Origin of the sequence: Chryseobacterium sp. FH1 (assembly GCF_000735135.1) — a bacterium.
GTDB lineage: Bacteria > Bacteroidota > Bacteroidia > Flavobacteriales > Weeksellaceae > Epilithonimonas.
The window spans coordinates 382,598-401,327 of record NZ_JPLZ01000002.1 but is presented as its reverse complement, the minus strand read 5'-3'; the positions used below and the strand labels follow the sequence as shown (position 1 = coordinate 401,327).

Genomic DNA, 18,730 nt, shown 5'->3' with positions numbered 1-18,730 from the left:
GCTTCTGGCAAATTGCCTTTAGCCTATTTTAATTCTGAAGTTCCAGATATATTTTTTGGTTTTTCCTAATGTGAGCACCCTCTGCCGGAAACTGTCCTTTGATTTTACCAACACCTTTGTAATCAACCCTGTAACCCATATTTTCCAATTGTGGAATCACATTTTTTCCAATCAGCCCCACAACATTTGGCATTGAGTCTTTTCTGACATTCAGTTTTACATTTGGCTCCACCATTTTGTTGAGGTTCACTTTATGCTCCTCCAACATTTCTTTTTCAACATTCAAAGGTGTTTTAAGGAAAGTCTTTCCTGCAATCTCTTTGAAAACCGGCGCAGAAACAGTTCCTCCTGCGTATCCTTTGGATTTATCCGGCTGATTTATCACTACAATACAAGTATATTTTGGATTGTCAGACGGATAAAAACCTGCAAAAGAAGCTTGATATCTCATGGGTCCAGGCAACCAATATAAAATTCTTGCAGTCCCGGTTTTGCCCGCAATTTTAAGATTTGGTGTATAGATACTTTTAGCGGTTCCTTTCTCAACAGCTTTTGTCAATGCACTGGTCATCATTGTAATTGCCTTATCTGATGCCATTTTCTTAACCATTACTTCTGGCTTGGAATTGTACAAAACGTTTCCGTCTTTCATTATTTTATCAATGAAAAGCGGTTTTACCATTTTACCTTTGTTGGCAATTCCGTTATAAAAAGTGACCAATTGCAACAATGGAAAACTTGATGAATAACCGTATCCGAGAGAAGCCAGAGTTGCCTTGTTCCACCTCTTGCTTTGAGGCGTTTGGATGGATGGCTTTGCGATTCCTGGTAATTCGATTTGCATTTTATCGAACATTTTCCAACGTTTGAGATGGTCTATAAAAACCTGTGGTTTATCGGCATAATGTTCTGTAATGATTTTTGCCGCACCCACATTGCTCGATTTTGCCAAAACATCACTCACATCATAAGTTCCGCCACCGTGACCATCTGTAATTCTTTGACCTGCGTAGGTCCAAATGCCGTTTCCAATGTTGACTTTCGTATTTTCATCTATGAAACCATCGTCCATCGCCGCCAAAAGTGAGACAGTTTTAAAGGTAGAACCTGGTTCCTGAGCGTCTTTCACTGCATAGTTGTAAGCATCAACATAGATTCCTGGTTCGGTTCTTCTAAGGTTGACCATCGCTCGGATTTTCCCGGTCTCCACTTCCATCACCACCACACAACCGTGGTCTGCATCGAATTTCACCAGTTGATTTTCCAAGGCCGAATGCGCAATATCCTGAATCCTCAAATCCAAAGTCGTGTAAACGTCCTGACCATCAACAGGCTCTTGAACTTTCCAGTAATCGATTGGCTTCCATTGAGATGAGTTGATTCTTTGCTCCAAACGGGTTCCATCAATCCCAGTCAAGAATTTGCTGAATGCACCTTCAAGACCAGACTTTGATTCGCCATTGTCCATTCCAATTGTTCCAGCGCCAATCTGCGAAGTTGCCAACTCTCTTCGAAAGTTTCTTTGAATGATAAAACCACCTTTGTTTTTTCCTTTGATGAAAATCGGAAAGTTTCTGATTCTATCGTATTCGTCGAAGTCAAGGCCTTTTGCCAAGAGATAATATTGGTTGTTCTTTTTGTTCTGAGCATCCAATTTTGCTCTGAAATAACTTCTCGGCTTGTCGAACATTTTGCTGAGAGAATCCGTCAATGCTACAATGTTGTTATTATAGATTGTATCTCTCATAGATTTGAAATCCAAATAGACGTCGTAACGCATCACCGTCGTCGCCAAGATGGAACCGTCTGATGCGTAGAGATTTCCACGCGCCGCTTTCAAAGTGGCTTCGCGGTAGTTTTTGCTGATGTAATTATCTTCAAACTCCTGGACATTGGTATTCTGAAGAACCAAAATTCTCCCTAGAAAAATCACAAACAAAACGAAGGCCCCTAAAACAAAAAGGTAGCCCCACTTGAGTGCATTGGACCGTTTCTTTTCGTAATCGTTATTCTGATTTATCATTTGTGCTGTCTAGTTTTATCAATAATTTGGTTGGATGACTGTCCAAACTCACCAGTGAATCCTGAACCATTTCTTTTCCCAGCTCGGATTCCATTCTAATTTTTATAAGTCGGCTTTGCGCGTAGGCATTTCGCGACTTGTATTCTTCTGTTTCTTCTTTCAGCTTGTTGACATGCTCAATTTTCGTGTTGACCAAATGGTTGCTGTAAATCATCACCATCAGCAATCCGAAAATGAACAGGAAATATTTGTAATGCGCCTTTACCTCATCACGGTTAAGGAAATTCCCTTTTATGATGTCCATAAAAGTGAGTCTCTTCTGTTTGTTTTGAGTTAATTTTGCCAACTGATTTTATAAATGATAATTGATTAATGATAATTGATAAAAGCGACGAATTAAAATCATTCATCATTTATCAATCATCAACTATAATTTTGTTCCTATTCTCATTTTTGCGCTTCGTGCGCGTGAGTTTTCTTCTATTTCTTTATCGTCTGGGATGATTGCTTTTGTCTTTAACAATTCAAAAGTTTTCTTGTAATTCCCATAAATATCGCGAGGCGGTTCACCTTCGAACATTCCGTTTTTCAGGAAACGTTTTACCAATCTGTCTTCTAATGAATGGTAAGAAATCATTACCAATCTGCCTTCCGGCTTCAAAACTTTGTAAGACTGAACTAATAATTCCTTCAAAACTTCCAACTCCTGATTGACCTCAATTCTGATTGCCTGAAAAATCTGAGCGAAAAATTTATTTTGTTTGAAAGCTGGGATGTAACTGAAAAGTGATTTCAATTCATCCGTTGTGTTGATTTTTTTAGTTTTTCTGTGATGAACAATTTCTCTGGCCAACTTTCTGGATTCTCTTAGTTCTCCATAATTGTATAGCACATTCGCCAAATCTTCCTCTTCATATTCATTGATGATTTTTTTGGCATCAAGACCTTGCATCACATTCATTCTCATATCCAGAGGCGCATTGCTTCTGATGGAAAATCCACGTTCCGCCTCATCAAACTGATGGGAAGAAACACCCAAATCTGCCAAAATCCCATCAACACCAGTTACGCCGTAAGCCAACAGCGAATTCTCCAAAAACCTGAAATTCTGGTTAATCAATGTGAATCTCGGGTCGTCGATTGTATTCTTCAAAGCATCCAAATCCTGGTCGAAAGCGTACAATTTCCCTTTGTCCGAAAGTCGGCTGAGAATCTCACGGGAATGTCCGCCACCACCGAAAGTGCAGTCCACGTAGATGCCGTCCGGATTGGTTACCAGACCATCTACACTTTGTTTCAGCAAGACTGGATTATGATACATATTTTTTATAATTGATAAATGATGAGTGATAAATGATATTTTGACTCTCTTAGTCTCTTGTCTTTTAGTCTGCTGCCTCTCCCGAATCAAGGTTTCCCATTACGTCTTCTGCGAGGTTTGCGAAATCAATTTCACTTACTGCGATGACCTGTTCGTAAGATTCTTTGTCCCAAATCTCGAAGAGTTCGCCGGCACTTGTGATGACGATTTCTTTGTTGAGATTGGCAAACTGCGTCAAATCTTTGCTGATTTGCAGACGACCGACGTTGTCCATTTCCACGGTTTTCACACCAGCGGTAAACATTCTGATGAAATCCGCATTTTTCTTGACGAATCGATTGAGAGCATTTATCTTTGCCATCAATCTGTCCCAAGGTTCCATCGGGTACACTTCCAGACATTTTTGAAACACCGAACGCTTGACGATAAATGGCTCATCTGCAAAGTGTTCCATCTGCTTCGTAAGCGAAGCAGGCAGTTTGATGCGCCCTTTGTCATCTATTTTGCACTCGTATGTTCCAATGAAGTTTTTCATTTGGAGCAAATTTATATAAATTTCTACCACATTTTACCACTTTTGCCCACAATTGTACTTAATGTTTATAACTTTTTGGTTTCAGGGCTTTCTTGGCTAATGATTTGATTTAAAATCGATTAAAAAGAAATATTGAGAAATCCTTTATCATAAAGGCTTTTCTTTGAGTGGTTTAAAAAAATAGGTTTAAAATTGTCCATTATTTAAAATCATTCTAAACCCAAAATCAAATCCTTATATTTGTTATATGAAATCGTCTTACTTCAAAAATGAAAATACCGATGGATAAGAAAGCGATTGCATACGACCTTTAAAAATCAATAAGTTTCTGCATATGAATTATTTAGAAGCGCTTAACTGGCGATATTCCGTAAAAAGATTTAACGGAAAAAAGATTAGCTCCGAAAAACTGAACAATATTTTGGAAGCTGGAAGATTGTCAGTCAGCTCACAAGGACTTCAGCCTTATCATCTTTTGGTGGTGGAGAATGATGAAACGATTCAGAAATTGATTCCGGCATTTTACAATCCATCGCAGATTTCGACTTGTTCCCATTTGATTGCTTTGGTTTCTAAGACCAATATTAATAAGGAATATGTCGATAATTATTTCAGTCATATTATTAATGAGCGAGGCGTGACTTTGGAACAATTGGTGGCTTTTAGAAATAATATCAATTCGCAATTGGAAAATCAAACTTCGCAGGAAATGGAAAGTTGGTCGGAGAAACAGAGTTACATCGTTCTTGGCTCTTTGATAATGGCTTCGGCACAGGAAAATATCGACAGTTGCCCGATGGAAGGTTTCAGACAAGACATTTTGGAAGATGTTTTGAAAATCGATAAAGAAAGTGAGAAAATCGCTGTCGTTTTGACTTTAGGTTACAGAGCGGAAGATGATAATTTCCAAAACTTCAAAAAAGTGAGAAAACCTGCGGATAAGTTCATCAAATTCTTATAACTTTATTCTTTTGAATTTCCTCAGATATTTTTGAGGGTAGTAATTATTATTTATGATAAAAACAGACGTTCTCGTAATCGGTTCCGGAATCTCAGGCCTTTCTTACGCCATCAAAATATCCGAACAATTGCCAGACACCAAAATCATCATCGTGACAAAAGGCAATGAGGATGAGAGCAATACAAAATATGCACAAGGCGGATTGGCCGTTGTCACAGATTTTTCCAAAGATAATTTTCAGAAACATATAGACGACACGTTGCGGGCCGGCGATTACATCAACGACCCAGAAATCGTAAGAATGGTGGTGGAAGAAGCGCCACTTAGATTCAATGAAATCGTGGAATGGGGCGCGAAGTTTGACCAAGAGAAAGGTCAATATTCACTCGGAAGAGAAGGCGGACACACGGAAAACCGAATCGTGCATCACAAAGACATCACAGGTTTCGAAATTGAAAGAGCACTTCTGGAAACCGTCAACAACTCTCCGAATATCGAAATGTTGGCGCATCATTACGTCATAGATTTGATTACCCAGCACCACGTTCCAAATAAAAAATTCGAAAAGGAAAACCTCGATTGTTACGGCGCTTACGTCCTTGATGAGAAAAATAAAAAAATAAAAAAAATCACTGCAAAAATCACGTTGGTAGCAACCGGAGGCGCAGGTCACGTTTATAAAAACACGACCAATCCAATCATCGCAACCGGAGACGGAATTGCTTTTGTTCACAGAGCGCACGGCAAGGTTTCGAATATGCAGTATTACCAGTTTCATCCAACAGCGATGTACTCCAAACGTGACGGAATGTTGTTTCTAATTTCCGAAGCCGTTCGTGGCGATGGCGCAAAACTGAGAACAAAATCCGGCAAACCTTTTATGCAGAAATACGATGAGCGAGAGGAACTGGCTTCCCGCGACATCGTTGCAAGAGGAATTGACAATGAACTCAAAATAAGCGGAGACGATTATGTTGGCTTGGATTGCCGAGAAATGGACAAGGAAAAATTCGTCCATCACTTTCCTAATATTTACAAAAAATGTATGGATGAAGGCATCGACCCAATGAAAGAGTTGATTCCAGTGGTTCCGGCTTGTCATTATTTGATGGGCGGAATTGATACTGATAAAAACGGACAATCATCCATCAAAAATCTTTTCGCAGTTGGAGAATGTACCAATTCAGGACTTCACGGCGCAAATCGTCTGGCTTCGAATTCTTTATTAGAAGGTTTGGTTTTTGGCCACAACGCGGCGATGAAAACGGTGGAACTTTTACAAGAAAATGATTTCAACTTCGACGACCTGAAAGCAGTTCCGGAATGGAATGAAGAGGGAATGAAAATGATGGACGAAATGGTTCTCGTGACTTACCTCAGAAAGCAACTTCAGGAAATGATGAGCGATTTGGTTGCGATTGTGAGAAGCAATGCGAGATTGGAATTGGCCAAGAAAAAACAGCGCGAAATCTACGAAGCGGTGACGGAACTTTATAATTACTCAATTCTTTCGCCACAACTTTCGGAATTGAGGAATCTTGTGAATATTTCTTATTTGATTATTAAGCAATCTTTGGAAATGAAAGAAAACAAAGGTGCTTTTTATAATAAGGATTTGGCTACGAAACCGCTTTTGATTAATGAGTAATTGAAATATGCTTAAAGAAAACAATGAACAATACTTCCGTTGGATTTCAGATTTGAAACAGAGAATCCAGCAGAGTCAAATCAAAGCGGCCATTCAGGTAAATTCTGCTTTGATAGAGATGTATTGGGATTTGGGAAAGGAAATTTCGGAAAGGAGTTTTGAGAATACTTATGGTTCGGGATTTTTCAATCAGTTGAGTCATGATTTGAGAAATGAATTTCCTGAGATTAAAGGTTTTTCCGAGAGTAACATTAAACTCTTCGAAAGGTTCTATTTATTTTATAGTCAAGCAATTACAAATCAGCAACAACTTGTTAACGATTTCAAAAATGATGACAATTCAATTCTCCAGCAAGTTACTGGAGAATTCAAAAGTGGGGAAAATCAAAATCGGCAACAACTTGTTGGCGAATTCCCTCAGAAACTTTTTTTAATTCCTTGGGGTCATCATATTCAGATTTTCACAAAATGTAAAAATGTAACAGAAGCTTTATTTTACATTAATAAAACCATAGAAAACAGTTGGAGCAGAGCGGTTCTATTGAATATGATTTCTGGAAATCTCTACCAATCTCAAGGAAAAGCAATTACCAATTTTTCCAAAACCCTTCCTGACTATGATAGCGAGCTGGTAAAGCAAACTTTGAAAGACCCTTATATTTTCGATTTCCTTAATATAAGTGAAAATTTCAAAGAGAGAGAACTGGAAAATGCCTTGATTGATAATATCCAAAAATTCTTAATTGAACTAGGAAATGGTTTTGCGTTTGTCGGGAAGCAAGTGGAAATGAAAGTCGGGAATCAAAGTTTTTTCTTAGATTTACTTTTCTATCATATTAAATTAAAAAGATACGTTGTCATCGAACTGAAATCTGGAGAATTCGAGCCGGAGCACGCAGGGAAACTCAATTTTTACGTCACTTCTGTCGATAAGCAATTGCGTGACGAAAATGATAATGCGACGGTTGGATTGATTATTTGTAAAACGAAAGACGACATCATTGCAGAATATTCTTTGACCGATTTGCACAAACCTTTGGGAATCTCTTCCTATGAATTAAGAAAAATCTTACCAGATAACTTTAAATCTTCCCTGCCAAGCATCGAAGAAATTGAAAATGAACTTAATAAAAACATCAACACAAAATGAAAAGACCAGCATACGCCAGCGATAAAGTTTTAAAGGAATTCATCAGAACTGCTCTGGAAGAAGACATCCAAAACGGCGACCACTCTACACTTTCCACCATTCCGAAAGATTTGGAACAGAAAGCGCAACTTATAGTAAAAGAAAATTGCATTCTGGCCGGAGTGGAATTAGCAGAAATTATTTTTAAGAATTTTGATAAGAATTTGAAAGTTGAGGTTTTCATCAAAGATGGAGAATCTGCTAAAAAAGGTGATATCGCTTTCATAGTTACAGGAAAAGCAAGGTCAATTTTGTCAACAGAAAGATTAGTTCTGAATTGTATGCAAAGAATGAGTGGAATCGCAACAATGACGCATGATTGGGATTCCCGATTAATTGGAACCAAGACAAAACTTCTCGATACTAGAAAAACCACGCCGAATTTCCGGGTCTGCGAGAAGTGGGCCGTTGCCATCGGTGGTGGAACTAATCACAGATATGGATTGTACGATATGATAATGTTGAAAGACAATCACGTCGACTACAACGGAAGCATCACCAATGCTGTAAAAATGGCAAAGGATTATGTCAAAAAAAACAAGCTGAAACTTAAAATTGAAGTGGAAACCAGAAACCTTGAAGAAGTAAAAGAAGCTGTAAAATCGGGTGCTGACAGGATTATGTTTGATAATATGCCAGTGGAAATGATGAGCGAAGCCGTAAAAATCGTAAATGGAAAATCAGAAACTGAAGCTTCCGGTGGAATTACACGCGATGTGTTAAATTCGGTGGCGAAAACTGGTGTAGATTTTATCTCAGCGGGTGCTTTAACCCATTCTTCGAGCAATATCGACTTGAGTCTCAAGGCTTTAAAAAATTAACAATGTATTAACAGATGTTATCCTTTTTTTTAAGACTTTTGCGACATAAATCTTAAAGAAAATGAAAAAGACTCTAATCGTTGCAATTTTACTTGCCGGTTTTTTTACTGCATCTGCACAGGTTACTACTAGTAGTGTAAGTGGAGTTGTTACTCAATCTGCTGGCAAAAAGACCTCCGGAGCAAGTATCAAAGCAGTTCACCAACCTTCTGGTACTGTATATTCTGGAGTTTCTAACAGCTCTGGTTATTTTAATTTATCGAATCTTCGTGTTGGAGGTCCTTATACAATTGAAATTACCTATGCTAATTTGAAACCTGTCATATACGAAGATGTATATCTACAATTAGGAGAGCCTTTTGCTGCCGACGCAATGTTGACACAAGAAAGCGAAACTTCAATTGAAGCAGTGAAAATTGTTGCAGTAGGAAGAAATTCCAGAAAAAATGGAGCAACAACAGTTATTGGAAGAAAACAAATAGAGAACATGCCAACTCTAAGCAGATCTCTTCAAGACTTCACAAGACTCACGCCTCAAGCTAACGGAAACTCTTTTGGAGGAGCAAACAACAGATATAATAATATTACCATTGATGGTGCTGTAAACAATGATGTATTTGGACTTTCTGGTTCTGGTACACCTGGAGGACAAGCTGGCACACAACCAATCTCATTGGATGCTATTCAGGAAATCCAAGTAGCTTTAGCTCCTTTCGATGTTACACAAGGAAACTTTACAGGAGCTGGTGTAAACGCAGTTACTAGATCCGGTACTAATAAATTTGAAGGATCTCTTTACTTTTTCGGGAGAAATGAAAATACAATTGGTAAAAGTGTAATTACTGGTGAAAAATCTTCAAAATTTAGTGAAACCCAATATGGTGTAAGAGTTGGAGGTCCATTGATCAAGGATAAATTATTCTTCTTCTTCAATGCAGAATCTGGAAGAAGAACTTCTCCTTTAGCTTTCAATGCAGGTGAGGCAGGAAGTGCGATGACTAATGAAATTGCTCAGCAAATTGCAGATTACACTTTAACAAAATATGGATATGATGTTGGTGGCTATGGCCCACAAGACATCCAAACTCAAAACAACAAGATTTTTGGAAAGATTGATTGGAATATTAATGATAAGCACCAGCTAGCTATCCGTTATAACTATATTGATGCATTTGATGATAATTTATCAAGAAGTGGAAATTTCTTCAGATTTGGAAATAATGCGTATAAATTTACCAATAAACAAAGTGGTTTAGTTGCTGAATTAAGAAGTAATTTCAACAGTAGTTTTTCAAATAATTTAATCTTAGGATATTCTTCTATCAAAGATAGTCGCGATACAGCAGGAAGCCCTTTTCCACAAGTCACTATCTTGAATATTGGAAACGTTTCCGGTGCATCTGCAGAATTCGGATCTCAAAGAAGTTCATTTGCTAATGAATTAGATCAAACTATTTTTGAAGTTACCGATAACTTCAAATGGAATGTTGGAAAAAGTACATTTACTCTGGGAACTCATAATGAATTTTTCAGCTTCAGAAACTTGTTTATCAACAATTTGAATGGTAGATGGGACTTTAACAGTGTAGCAGATTATTTAAACAATATTCCTGCGAGAGTAAGAGCAACATATTCTCTTATTCCAGGAGAGCCAAGACCGGAAGCTAAATTTAGTGCTGCTCAATTAGCATTCTATGCTCAAGGAGAATCAGAGGTTTTCAAAAACTTTAGATTAACGTATGGTATTAGATTAGACGTTCCAATCATTAGTGATGAGCCTTTAAGAAATCCAAAAATCGAAGCTGCTTTCCCTGGATATAGAACAGACAACACTCCAAGCGGGCAATTGTTATGGGCACCAAGAGCTGGATTTAATTATAACGTAAACGGTGATAGATCGCTAGTACTTCGTGGTGGTGCTGGTGTATTCACTGGAAGAGTACCTTTCGTATGGTTGTCTAACCAGTTTACAAATAGTGGAATGTTGTTCGGTACTGTTGACGCAAGAACAACTGGTATCAACGGTGGCAATGGATTCGACCCAAATATTGATAACCAACAAAATATGGGTTCAGGATCTACGCGTGCAGAAGTTAATCTAGTGAGCGATGATTTCAAAATACCTCAAGTCTTGAGATTCAACTTAGCTGGAGATTTCAGACTACCTGGAGGAATCAACGCTACTTTGGAAGGAATGGTTTCAAAAACAATGAATAACATTGTATATTCTGACATCAATATCTCGGGAAGCAATGCAAGCATCAATCCTGCTTTATCAGGTGGTGCTGACACAAGACCTAATTATGCTGGACAAAGAGTGAACGCTACAGACTTCACAAATGTTATTTTGATGAGTAATTCTAGCAGAGGTTATACTTATAGTTTAACAACTCAATTACAAAAATCATTCGGTTTTGGTTTGGATTTGATGGCCGCTTATACTAACGGGCAATCTGCCTCAATAAACGATGGTAACAGTAGTACAGCATTATCTAACTGGGAATTTACACAAATCGTCACAAACCCGAATAATCCTTCTTTAGCAAATTCTAACTTTGATATCAGACACAGAACTATTGGAAGCGCTGGTTACAGAATAGAATACGGAAGAAATAAAGCATTTGCAACAGGATTCAGCCTATTCTACGCAGGAACCTCAGGATCTCCTTTCACATATTTGTATAATGGTGACGTGAATGGCGACGGTGCATTCTCTAATGATTTAATTTATGTACCAAGAAGTGCAAGTGAAATTAAATTAGTGGCTTTAACAGGATCTAATCCTGCAACAGTTGCTCAACAATGGGATGCATTGGATGCTTTCATCGAGCAAGATCCTTACTTGAGAACTAGAAGAGGGCAATATGCTGAAAGAAATGGCGCAAGAACACCTTGGGAACACAAATTTGATATGAGAATTACTCAGGATCTGGGAATTACAATCAAGGATAGAGTTCACAGATTCCAATTGACCTTTGATATCTTCAACGTAGGAAATCTACTTAACAAAGATTGGGGGAAAAGTTACTTCGTATCTAACCAAGCTTATCAGTTGATTACATATACTACCTCTGGTGGTGGTGGATATACTTTCCGAGCTCCTCAGGATAATAAAGCTTATAACATTTCTGATCTTGCTTCTAGATGGCAAGGGCAATTAGGAATCAGATATATTTTCTAATCTGATTAATATTAATTAACAACTCAAATCCCGACTATCTGTCGGGATTTTTTTATCTTTGTCAATCAAAAATCTGAATATGGAAGTTTACAACATTCTTTTGCACGCGCACAAAGGTTTCGCTTACTTGGAACTTGCTTTGGTCGCTGCATTTTTAATCCTTCTGTTGGTAACGATGTTTACTTATAGCGGCAACATTACAAAACCTTTAAGAAAGGTCACATTGTTTACAATGATCTTCTTTCACGTTCAATTCCTTATTGGGATTACAATGCTGATCATCAACTTTACCAAAGGTTTGGATATGGGTTCAGTAATGAAAAACGCTGATCTAAGATTCACTTACGTAGAGCATCCATTCTCAATGTTGATCGCTGCGGTTCTGATGACCATCGTCAACAAAAAATTGAAAACTGCAGACAAATTAACCATTCGTCTTATGTCTCTAGGATTGGTTGCAATTGCACTTTTTGTGTTCGCATTTCCTTGGGCAAGAGTTTTCGGAGTTTAATTAATTTAAAATCTAAAAAAATTGATCTGATAAAAACACAATTAATTTATCAATTATCATTAATCATTAATCACTTATAAACAATGAAAGTAGCTGTAGTAGGCGCAACCGGAATGGTTGGACAAGTTATGCTGAGAGTTTTGGAAGAGAGAAATCTTCCTATCACCGAATTAATTCCCGTAGCATCAGAGAGATCTGTTGGCAACAAGGTCAAGTTCAAGGACAAGGAATTCACTATCGTTAGCATGGACGACGCTATTGCAGTCAAACCCGAGATCGCCATCTTTTCTGCTGGTGGTGATACTTCATTGGAATTTGCTCCTAAGTTTGCTGAGGTTGGGACCGTTGTGATCGACAATTCTTCAGCTTGGAGAATGGATCCGACCAAGAAATTGGTAGTTCCGGAAATCAACGCAAATGTTTTGACTAAGGAGGACAAGATCATCGCCAATCCAAATTGTTCTACAATCCAATTGGTAATGGTGCTTCACCCCTTGAATATTAAATATGATATCAAAAGAGTTGTCGTTTCAACTTATCAATCCGTAACTGGAACCGGGAAAGCAGCCGTAGATCAATTGAATTCTGAAATCAAAGGCGAAAGTCCTGAGAAAGTTTATCCTTATCAGATCTTCAAAAATGCATTGCCACATTGCGATGTTTTTTCTGATGACGATTACACCAAAGAGGAGATTAAATTGATGAAAGAGCCTAAGAAAATCATGGGCGATGATACTTTCAATTTGACAGCAACGGCTGTAAGAGTTCCCGTACAAGGTGGCCATTCTGAAAGCGTGAATATCGAATTCGAAAATGAATTTGACCTTGATGAAGTTAGAAAGATCCTTTCTGAAACTCCGGGTGTCACCCTTCAGGACGATGTGAAAAACAACCACTACCCGATGCCACTGTATTCCGAAGGAAAAGATGATGTGTTTGTTGGAAGAATCCGCCGAGATCTCTCCCAGCCGAATACGCTCAACCTATGGATCGTGGCAGACAATCTGCGAAAGGGCGCTGCTACAAACGCAGTTCAGATCGCAGAATATCTGGTAGCACACAACTTAGTTTAAACTAACAAAAATCAAAGAATCTTCGAAAACCTCGAAGATTCTTTTTTTAGCAATGGAAAATAGCAAACAACAAAATTCTAATATCGCGTTTCAGAAATGGATCGCGGCGGTTGGTATTATTCTCTTCGTCGGAAAGATCATCGCTTGGAAACTCACGAATTCCGATTCTGTCTTTTCCGACGCGATGGAAAGTATTGTGAATGTCATCAGCGCATTTATGGGGCTTTACGCGTTGTATCTCGGCGGGAAACCTCGGGACGTGAATCATCCTTACGGCCACGGAAAAGTAGAATTTGTCACTTCAGCTATCGAAGGTTCATTGATAAGCATTGCCGGATTAATGATCATCTACGAAGGAACCAACAGTTTGCTTTCTGATAAAGTCCTGAGCAAATTGGATTGGGGAATTTGGATCATTGCCGCAACTGCGATTGCCAATTATGTTTTGGGTTATATTTCCATTCAAAAAGGAAAGGCGGAGAGTTCTATCGTATTAATATCATCAGGAAAACATCTTCAGTCAGACACTTTTACAACTTTAGGCGTTGTGGTAAGTCTTCTCTTGGTTTATCTTACAAAAATTGTATGGATAGATTCTGTGGTTGCCCTACTCTTCGGAATTTACATCATTACGATTGGCTACAAGATTATTCGACAATCTCTGAGTGGTATTATGGATGAAGCCGATCCTGCCATGTTGGGAAGACTTGCTGAGTTTATGAATAACAATCGAAAAGCAGAATGGATTGACGTTCACAATATGAAAATCCAGCAGTTTGGAAGCAGACTTCACATCGATGCACACATCACTTTGCCTTGGTATTTTGAGCTGAGGAATGCGCACGGCGAAATGGAAGAAATGATCAAACTAATTGCTGAAAACACAGACCGCGCGGTAGAATTCAATTTCCATATGGACGACTGTAAACCAACATCTTGCGCCATTTGCCAGATTGAAAATTGTCCCGTTCGCCAAGTTGAATTTCTAAAAAAAATAGAATGGAACGGTGATAATATTTCCCAGCCGGATAAGCATACAGTTGATAATTAATTCTTAAAAATAAAAATTCCGGTACGAAAGATCGCACCGGAAATATATCAATAATAATCTTTCGTACTATTTCTTGATGAATTTTGTAGAAGTTGTTTTTCCGTCTGCAGTTGTTACATTGATAACATAAGCACCTTTAGGCAAAACAGAAATATTTACTTTGTCTCCTGTACCTGAAAGAACTTTTTTACCATCAGAACTGAAAAGAACTGAAGACAATACTTTTTGGTTTTTTGCAAAGATAAATAGTTGATCATTACTTTGAGCTACGGACAAATCTTTGATTGAGCTATAAACCTCACCTGTACCAAGAACTGTTTGACCTTCTATACTGAAAGCAAGACCATCAAATGATGCATCTGCAGTTAATGCAGAAATATCTGTCCAGTTGGTAGCTCCTGCTCCAAAAGCATTTTGTGGATCTACCAATTTTGCTTTCGTACCCAAAATAGAGCCTGTGTACCAATTCCATCTTGTAGCTGCTGTATAGGCTGTTAAATTAACTTTCGGTGCAAAAACCAACCAGTATTTTGTATTTGCTTGTAGAGCAACTGCACCTCCAGTCGCTGCTTCAAGATCTACTGTAAAAGTGAAACTGCCTGTAGATGGACTTGCGATAGAATATACAGTAGAAGGAGCGCTTACATTTACTCTTGCAACAAATGGGTTTGCATCTCCAGGAATACCAGAAGGTTTTCCAGCATTATCTGTATAGATATAAAGCACTACTCCCGTACATAACGTATTAAGATTTCCTTGATTTTGAAATCCTACGATATTTATCTTTGATGCATTTGCGGCTTGCGTAAGCGTGAAATCATCGGCAGCAACAACAAAATTACCATTTGATAATTGATCGGAAACAATACCACTTGTTCCAACTATAGGCTGAGCGTACAAAATAGCCGCTGGATTCTTCTCCGAAGCTGCAATTGATATGCTTGAAGAAACTGCGCTAAGTCTTTCTTGCGCGTTAATTGTTGACAAAGCCAAAAGAGAGGCCGCTAAAAAATAGATCTTTTTCATAAAAATTTGTTTTATTTATTAATATATCAAATATACGGTTATTTATTTTAAAATTTACAACAAAAAGTAATATTTTTTAACATATTTACACAATACAGCAACCATACTTGGAAAAGTCAGATTTTATGATTTAAATTGATTTCAGTTATGTGTGATAATTAATAGCCTTTTCAAATCAAAACCATTAAACAAAATAAATTTTTGCAGACAATAATTTTTAATAATCCTAGAAGATTACATCATTTTCGCACGATAGTAAAAAATGGGAATGATCAAGAGTAAAGTCAAAGGCTGGATCACAAACCGCCTGATATAAAAAGAAAACAAATACCCGAACTGGAATTTGTCGTAGATACAGAACAAATAGATGGGGAAAACTATCAAAAAGATCAAAGCAATCAATAGGAAAGCCTGTTTTGTCCATTTTATATTTTGAAATAAATAATGGATGATCAAAAGCGAAAAAAAAGTGTTCAGAAGAAATCGGAATAGATAGCCGACAACTAATTTTCCCCATTCAAATTCCGGGAAAACTGCCGTATGATCTGCCGATCTGAAGTAACTGAGAAATGGATCATAAAAAATTTCATTCTCCAAAGCACGGATTCCAATCAATCCGCAAACACCAATCAAAACCAAGATCCACCTAAGCATCTTTAGCTCTTTTCAATGCAAAAAACTGAATCCACACCAACCAAAGTGCAATCACACCACCATAGATAATCGCTGGAAAAAAGTAATCGTGGGCTACTTTTTCATAATCAGGATATTTGATATAGATGATATTCAAAAAGGCAATTCTTGCAACATTCAGAATGTGAAGGATAATTAAACCTGCCAAGACGTAAAGGAAGGTTTTGACACCCTTATAAAATGCAAAGATAAAGGCTGAGAAAAGGATAGCGACAGAAATCACATTGCAACCTTCCACCATTCTTGTCGTGAATTTACCATTTGTCTGGAAAAGAACACTATGAAGTTTCAAACTGTCAACCAAATTTGTAGGGAATCCGAAAAAATCCTGCACAAAAGCAATCTGAATCGCAACCCATCTGGTGAATGGATCTACAACATCGTTTTCGTAATTGTTCAGATACAACTGATAAAGCAGGACAAAAACAATATAAATGACGACGAATCGCACTAGAATCTTTAGAACCGGTAAAAAATCTTTCATCACTTGCAAAATTACAATTTTCCATCAATCAAACAGTATTAATTATTAACTTTGTAATATGCATACAGTCAAGCATTTTTTTGAAGAATACACTGGGAAACAAGCAGATTCATTTCTAGCGCTTCCACAAAGTGGCTCTTCAAGAGTTAATTACATTGCTACTTCTGAAGAAAAAAAATACGTCGTTACTTACAACGAGAATCTCCGTGAAAATGAGGCTTTCTTTTATTTTTCAGAATTGTTTCAAGATCTTGGACTTAATACGCCAAAGGTTTTTATCATTAATGAAAATCGAGATCTCTACGTGCAGGAATTTCTAGGCAATCAAACGTTGTCGGAAGTTATTTCGAAGGAAGGATTGTCTGAGCGTGTGAAAATACTAGTCAAAAAAAGCTTGAAACATCTTTTCGATCTTCAAAATAAAACGTTGGGAAAGGTGGATTTCAGCAGAAGTTTTGAATACGAAAGCTACGACGATTTACCAATTACACACGATCTCTATTATTTCAAGAATTTTATGATCGATGTTCTGGAATTGGAATATCATAAATCGACTTTGCTGAAGGAATTTAAGAAAATATCAGAAGTCATCCAGAAATTGGAGCCGAAAACGTTGATGATTCGAGATTTCCAGTCGAGGAATATTTTGGTTGATGAGAAAGATGAGGTTTTCTTCATCGATTATCAATCTGCAATGGAAGGTCCGGCTGGTTACGACGTCATCTCGTTTCTGTATCAGGCAAAAGCTAATTTCCAAAAAGATTTCAAAGAAGAAATGTTGGAATATTATCTTTCTTTTTGGGAAAATGAATCTGAAAGAAAATCTCTGGAACAATCTTTCAATTGGATGAAATTGACGCGATTTCTGCAAGTTCTTGGCGCTTATGGATTCCGAGGATTGATTCAGAGAAAAGCGCACTTTCTAGCCAGTATCTCGCAGGGTATTGAGAATGTTTTTGAATTAAGCGGAAGCTGGGAAGAAATTAGGCTGGAATTTCCAGAATTGCATTCTCTCATTCAAAAATTGAAATCGGATGAAACTAAGATGAAGATCGAAGAACTAATTATCAAATAGTAATTAAATCCCTTTTGAAATGAAACTCTGATTTGGAGAAATATCAATTGAGATAACTCAAGTCAAACTGATTACGAATCCCCTAGCCCCGATTGCAACGGAAATCCTTTTTTTTTGCGGATGGAGTTTAGCTTGGCGAAAAAAGATTGCAGTGGAAAGCGGGAAATAGCTCCTAAAAAACATGTTATAGAATATGACGGTTGAAAGCTTTTAAATTATCAACCATTTGAAAAATAAAAAACCTCAGAATATCTTCTGAGGTTTTTTCTGAATATGATCAGCTATTTAATTATTTAATACTGTTAAGTTGTTCTCTTTGATGACTCTTTTGGCAAACTTGAATTTCGGCCCCCAATAATTATCATCCAGCGATGAGACCATTACGCCTTTGGATGTGGCAGCATGGATAAACTTCACTTGTCCATCTTCTGTTACTTCTTCTACGATCCCAACGTGTGAGATTCTTCTGCCACCGTGAGAAAAGAAAACCAGATCTCCTTTTTTCAATTCTGCTTTTTCTACAGAGTCACCTTCTTGTGATTGCTGAGCGGCCACTCTTGGAAGATTCATTCCTGCTGCTACGCCGAAAACCGACAATACAAATGCTGAACAATCTATTCCGCTTCTGGAAGTTCCCCCGTATCTGTAAGGCGTTCCAAGATAACTTTCAGCTTCGGATAAGATGTTGTCTATGGTATTGCTGTGTTTGATGGCGTTTTCTATTGCAGATCTCTTGATGTAGTCGTTGGCATTGGCAATGGAAGCTAATACTCTTTGACCTTGATTATCAGATTTTTTCGTGATTGGTTTAAGATCTATAGATGCAAACTTGGCATCAGTTTTGTATGTTTGATTGTTAGAAACCACATAGTTCGAAACGCAAGATTGTAGTGAAAAGAATGTGGCGACAAATAAGAAATAAACTAGAACTCTTTTCTTCATATATATATTATTTGTTAAACTTAGATTGGTTTTTTGTCAATTGCAAAGCAAATTTAGCCATATCTCTTGGAAGGGTCTCCCTAATCAAATGGGTCACTCGCCAGTTTAACATATTTTAACAACCTTTTAAGGAATGTTAAAGAAAAACAAAGCGCAAAGCCTTTATTTAGACTTTGCGCTTTTAGTTTTAGTTAAG

At 37.6% G+C, this 18,730-nt stretch carries 17 protein-coding genes; 9 read left to right on the top strand and 8 right to left on the bottom strand.

What is annotated here, in order from left to right:
* Positions 1-28 precede the first annotated feature (28 nt).
* The 4 genes from IO90_RS03110 to mraZ all read right to left on the bottom strand — a co-directional run bounded on the left by IO90_RS03110 (position 29) and on the right by mraZ (position 3,879).
* Positions 29-2,023 (bottom strand): penicillin-binding transpeptidase domain-containing protein, encoded by a 1,995-nt coding sequence (locus IO90_RS03110; protein WP_185094377.1) that lies wholly within the window; start codon positions 2,021-2,023, stop codon positions 29-31.
* On the bottom strand, positions 2,007-2,327 hold the full coding sequence (locus IO90_RS03105) for an FtsL-like putative cell division protein (RefSeq protein WP_081871773.1): 321 nt from the start codon (positions 2,325-2,327) through the stop codon (positions 2,007-2,009). The genes IO90_RS03110 and IO90_RS03105 overlap by 17 nt, the downstream gene beginning before the upstream one ends.
* Before the next feature lie 123 nt (positions 2,328-2,450).
* Positions 2,451-3,344, bottom strand: coding sequence for a 16S rRNA (cytosine(1402)-N(4))-methyltransferase RsmH (rsmH, locus tag IO90_RS03100; RefSeq protein WP_034963812.1), 894 nt, complete (start codon positions 3,342-3,344; stop codon positions 2,451-2,453).
* Between the two features lie 64 nt (positions 3,345-3,408).
* The gene (gene mraZ, locus IO90_RS03095) at positions 3,409-3,879 is read right to left on the bottom strand and encodes a division/cell wall cluster transcriptional repressor MraZ (RefSeq protein ID WP_034963811.1); all 471 of its coding nucleotides are present in this window, start codon (positions 3,877-3,879) and stop codon (positions 3,409-3,411) included.
* 334 nt (positions 3,880-4,213) lie between these two features.
* Here mraZ and IO90_RS03090 point away from each other — a divergent pair, with 334 nt between their 5' ends.
* From IO90_RS03090 to IO90_RS03055, 8 genes are all read left to right on the top strand, one after another.
* Positions 4,214-4,840 (top strand): NAD(P)H-dependent oxidoreductase, encoded by a 627-nt coding sequence (locus IO90_RS03090; RefSeq protein ID WP_034963810.1) that lies wholly within the window; start codon positions 4,214-4,216, stop codon positions 4,838-4,840.
* A gap of 52 nt (positions 4,841-4,892) precedes the next feature.
* Positions 4,893-6,488 (top strand): L-aspartate oxidase, encoded by a 1,596-nt coding sequence (gene nadB / locus IO90_RS03085; RefSeq protein WP_034963807.1) that lies wholly within the window; start codon positions 4,893-4,895, stop codon positions 6,486-6,488.
* Between the two features lie 7 nt (positions 6,489-6,495).
* Positions 6,496-7,638, top strand: a complete 1,143-nt coding sequence (locus IO90_RS03080) for a YhcG family protein (protein WP_034963804.1) — start codon at positions 6,496-6,498, stop codon at positions 7,636-7,638.
* On the top strand, positions 7,635-8,498 hold the full coding sequence (nadC, locus tag IO90_RS03075) for a carboxylating nicotinate-nucleotide diphosphorylase (protein WP_034963802.1): 864 nt from the start codon (positions 7,635-7,637) through the stop codon (positions 8,496-8,498). The genes IO90_RS03080 and nadC overlap by 4 nt, the downstream gene beginning before the upstream one ends.
* A 61-nt stretch (positions 8,499-8,559) precedes the next feature.
* Positions 8,560-11,679, top strand: coding sequence for a TonB-dependent receptor (locus IO90_RS03070; RefSeq protein WP_034963799.1), 3,120 nt, complete (start codon positions 8,560-8,562; stop codon positions 11,677-11,679).
* 79 nt (positions 11,680-11,758) lie between these two features.
* Positions 11,759-12,190, top strand: a complete 432-nt coding sequence (locus tag IO90_RS03065) for a hypothetical protein (RefSeq protein WP_034963797.1) — start codon at positions 11,759-11,761, stop codon at positions 12,188-12,190.
* An 83-nt stretch (positions 12,191-12,273) separates the two neighbouring features.
* Positions 12,274-13,263, top strand: a complete 990-nt coding sequence (locus IO90_RS03060; protein WP_034963795.1) for an aspartate-semialdehyde dehydrogenase — start codon at positions 12,274-12,276, stop codon at positions 13,261-13,263.
* 52 nt (positions 13,264-13,315) lie between these two features.
* On the top strand, positions 13,316-14,314 hold the full coding sequence (locus tag IO90_RS03055) for a cation diffusion facilitator family transporter (RefSeq protein ID WP_051878215.1): 999 nt from the start codon (positions 13,316-13,318) through the stop codon (positions 14,312-14,314).
* Positions 14,315-14,380: 66 nt separating this feature from the next.
* On the opposite strand, the gene IO90_RS03050 is transcribed toward IO90_RS03055, so the two are convergent.
* The 3 genes from IO90_RS03050 to xrtF form a co-directional block, all read right to left on the bottom strand.
* A complete protein-coding gene (locus IO90_RS03050; RefSeq protein ID WP_034963792.1) occupies positions 14,381-15,340 on the bottom strand; it encodes a T9SS type A sorting domain-containing protein in 960 nt (319 codons plus the stop codon).
* 234 nt (positions 15,341-15,574) lie between these two features.
* The gene (locus IO90_RS03045) at positions 15,575-15,994 is read right to left on the bottom strand and encodes an exosortase F system-associated membrane protein (RefSeq protein ID WP_034963789.1); all 420 of its coding nucleotides are present in this window, start codon (positions 15,992-15,994) and stop codon (positions 15,575-15,577) included.
* Positions 15,987-16,517: an exosortase family protein XrtF gene (gene xrtF / locus IO90_RS03040; protein ID WP_228374637.1), complete on the bottom strand. Its 531-nt coding sequence runs from the start codon at positions 16,515-16,517 to the stop codon at positions 15,987-15,989. The genes IO90_RS03045 and xrtF overlap by 8 nt, the downstream gene beginning before the upstream one ends.
* 58 nt (positions 16,518-16,575) lie before the next feature.
* Here xrtF and IO90_RS03035 point away from each other — a divergent pair, with 58 nt between their 5' ends.
* The gene (locus IO90_RS03035; protein WP_034963787.1) at positions 16,576-17,592 is read left to right on the top strand and encodes an aminoglycoside phosphotransferase family protein; all 1,017 of its coding nucleotides are present in this window, start codon (positions 16,576-16,578) and stop codon (positions 17,590-17,592) included.
* Between the two features lie 285 nt (positions 17,593-17,877).
* Here the strand turns inward: IO90_RS03035 and IO90_RS03030 are convergent, their stop codons facing one another.
* A complete protein-coding gene (locus tag IO90_RS03030) occupies positions 17,878-18,534 on the bottom strand; it encodes a C40 family peptidase (protein ID WP_034963785.1) in 657 nt (218 codons plus the stop codon).
* Between the last annotated feature and the right edge of the window lie 196 nt (positions 18,535-18,730).

Excerpts from the sequence above, each read along its gene's own strand:
- IO90_RS03110 (WP_185094377.1), bottom strand. The coding sequence starts at position 2,023 with ATGATAAATCAGAATAACGATTACGAAAAGAAACGGTCCAATGCACTC.
- IO90_RS03105 (WP_081871773.1), bottom strand. The coding sequence starts at position 2,327 with ATGGACATCATAAAAGGGAATTTCCTTAACCGTGATGAGGTAAAGGCG.
- rsmH (WP_034963812.1), bottom strand. The coding sequence starts at position 3,344 with ATGTATCATAATCCAGTCTTGCTGAAACAAAGTGTAGATGGTCTGGTA.
- mraZ (WP_034963811.1), bottom strand. The coding sequence starts at position 3,879 with ATGAAAAACTTCATTGGAACATACGAGTGCAAAATAGATGACAAAGGG.
- IO90_RS03090 (WP_034963810.1), top strand. The coding sequence starts at position 4,214 with ATGAATTATTTAGAAGCGCTTAACTGGCGATATTCCGTAAAAAGATTT.
- nadB (WP_034963807.1), top strand. The coding sequence starts at position 4,893 with ATGATAAAAACAGACGTTCTCGTAATCGGTTCCGGAATCTCAGGCCTT.
- IO90_RS03080 (WP_034963804.1), top strand. The coding sequence starts at position 6,496 with ATGCTTAAAGAAAACAATGAACAATACTTCCGTTGGATTTCAGATTTG.
- nadC (WP_034963802.1), top strand. The coding sequence starts at position 7,635 with ATGAAAAGACCAGCATACGCCAGCGATAAAGTTTTAAAGGAATTCATC.
- IO90_RS03070 (WP_034963799.1), top strand. The coding sequence starts at position 8,560 with ATGAAAAAGACTCTAATCGTTGCAATTTTACTTGCCGGTTTTTTTACT.
- IO90_RS03065 (WP_034963797.1), top strand. The coding sequence starts at position 11,759 with ATGGAAGTTTACAACATTCTTTTGCACGCGCACAAAGGTTTCGCTTAC.
- IO90_RS03060 (WP_034963795.1), top strand. The coding sequence starts at position 12,274 with ATGAAAGTAGCTGTAGTAGGCGCAACCGGAATGGTTGGACAAGTTATG.
- IO90_RS03055 (WP_051878215.1), top strand. The coding sequence starts at position 13,316 with ATGGAAAATAGCAAACAACAAAATTCTAATATCGCGTTTCAGAAATGG.
- IO90_RS03050 (WP_034963792.1), bottom strand. The coding sequence starts at position 15,340 with ATGAAAAAGATCTATTTTTTAGCGGCCTCTCTTTTGGCTTTGTCAACA.
- IO90_RS03045 (WP_034963789.1), bottom strand. The coding sequence starts at position 15,994 with ATGCTTAGGTGGATCTTGGTTTTGATTGGTGTTTGCGGATTGATTGGA.
- xrtF (WP_228374637.1), bottom strand. The coding sequence starts at position 16,517 with ATGAAAGATTTTTTACCGGTTCTAAAGATTCTAGTGCGATTCGTCGTC.
- IO90_RS03035 (WP_034963787.1), top strand. The coding sequence starts at position 16,576 with ATGCATACAGTCAAGCATTTTTTTGAAGAATACACTGGGAAACAAGCA.
- IO90_RS03030 (WP_034963785.1), bottom strand. The coding sequence starts at position 18,534 with ATGAAGAAAAGAGTTCTAGTTTATTTCTTATTTGTCGCCACATTCTTT.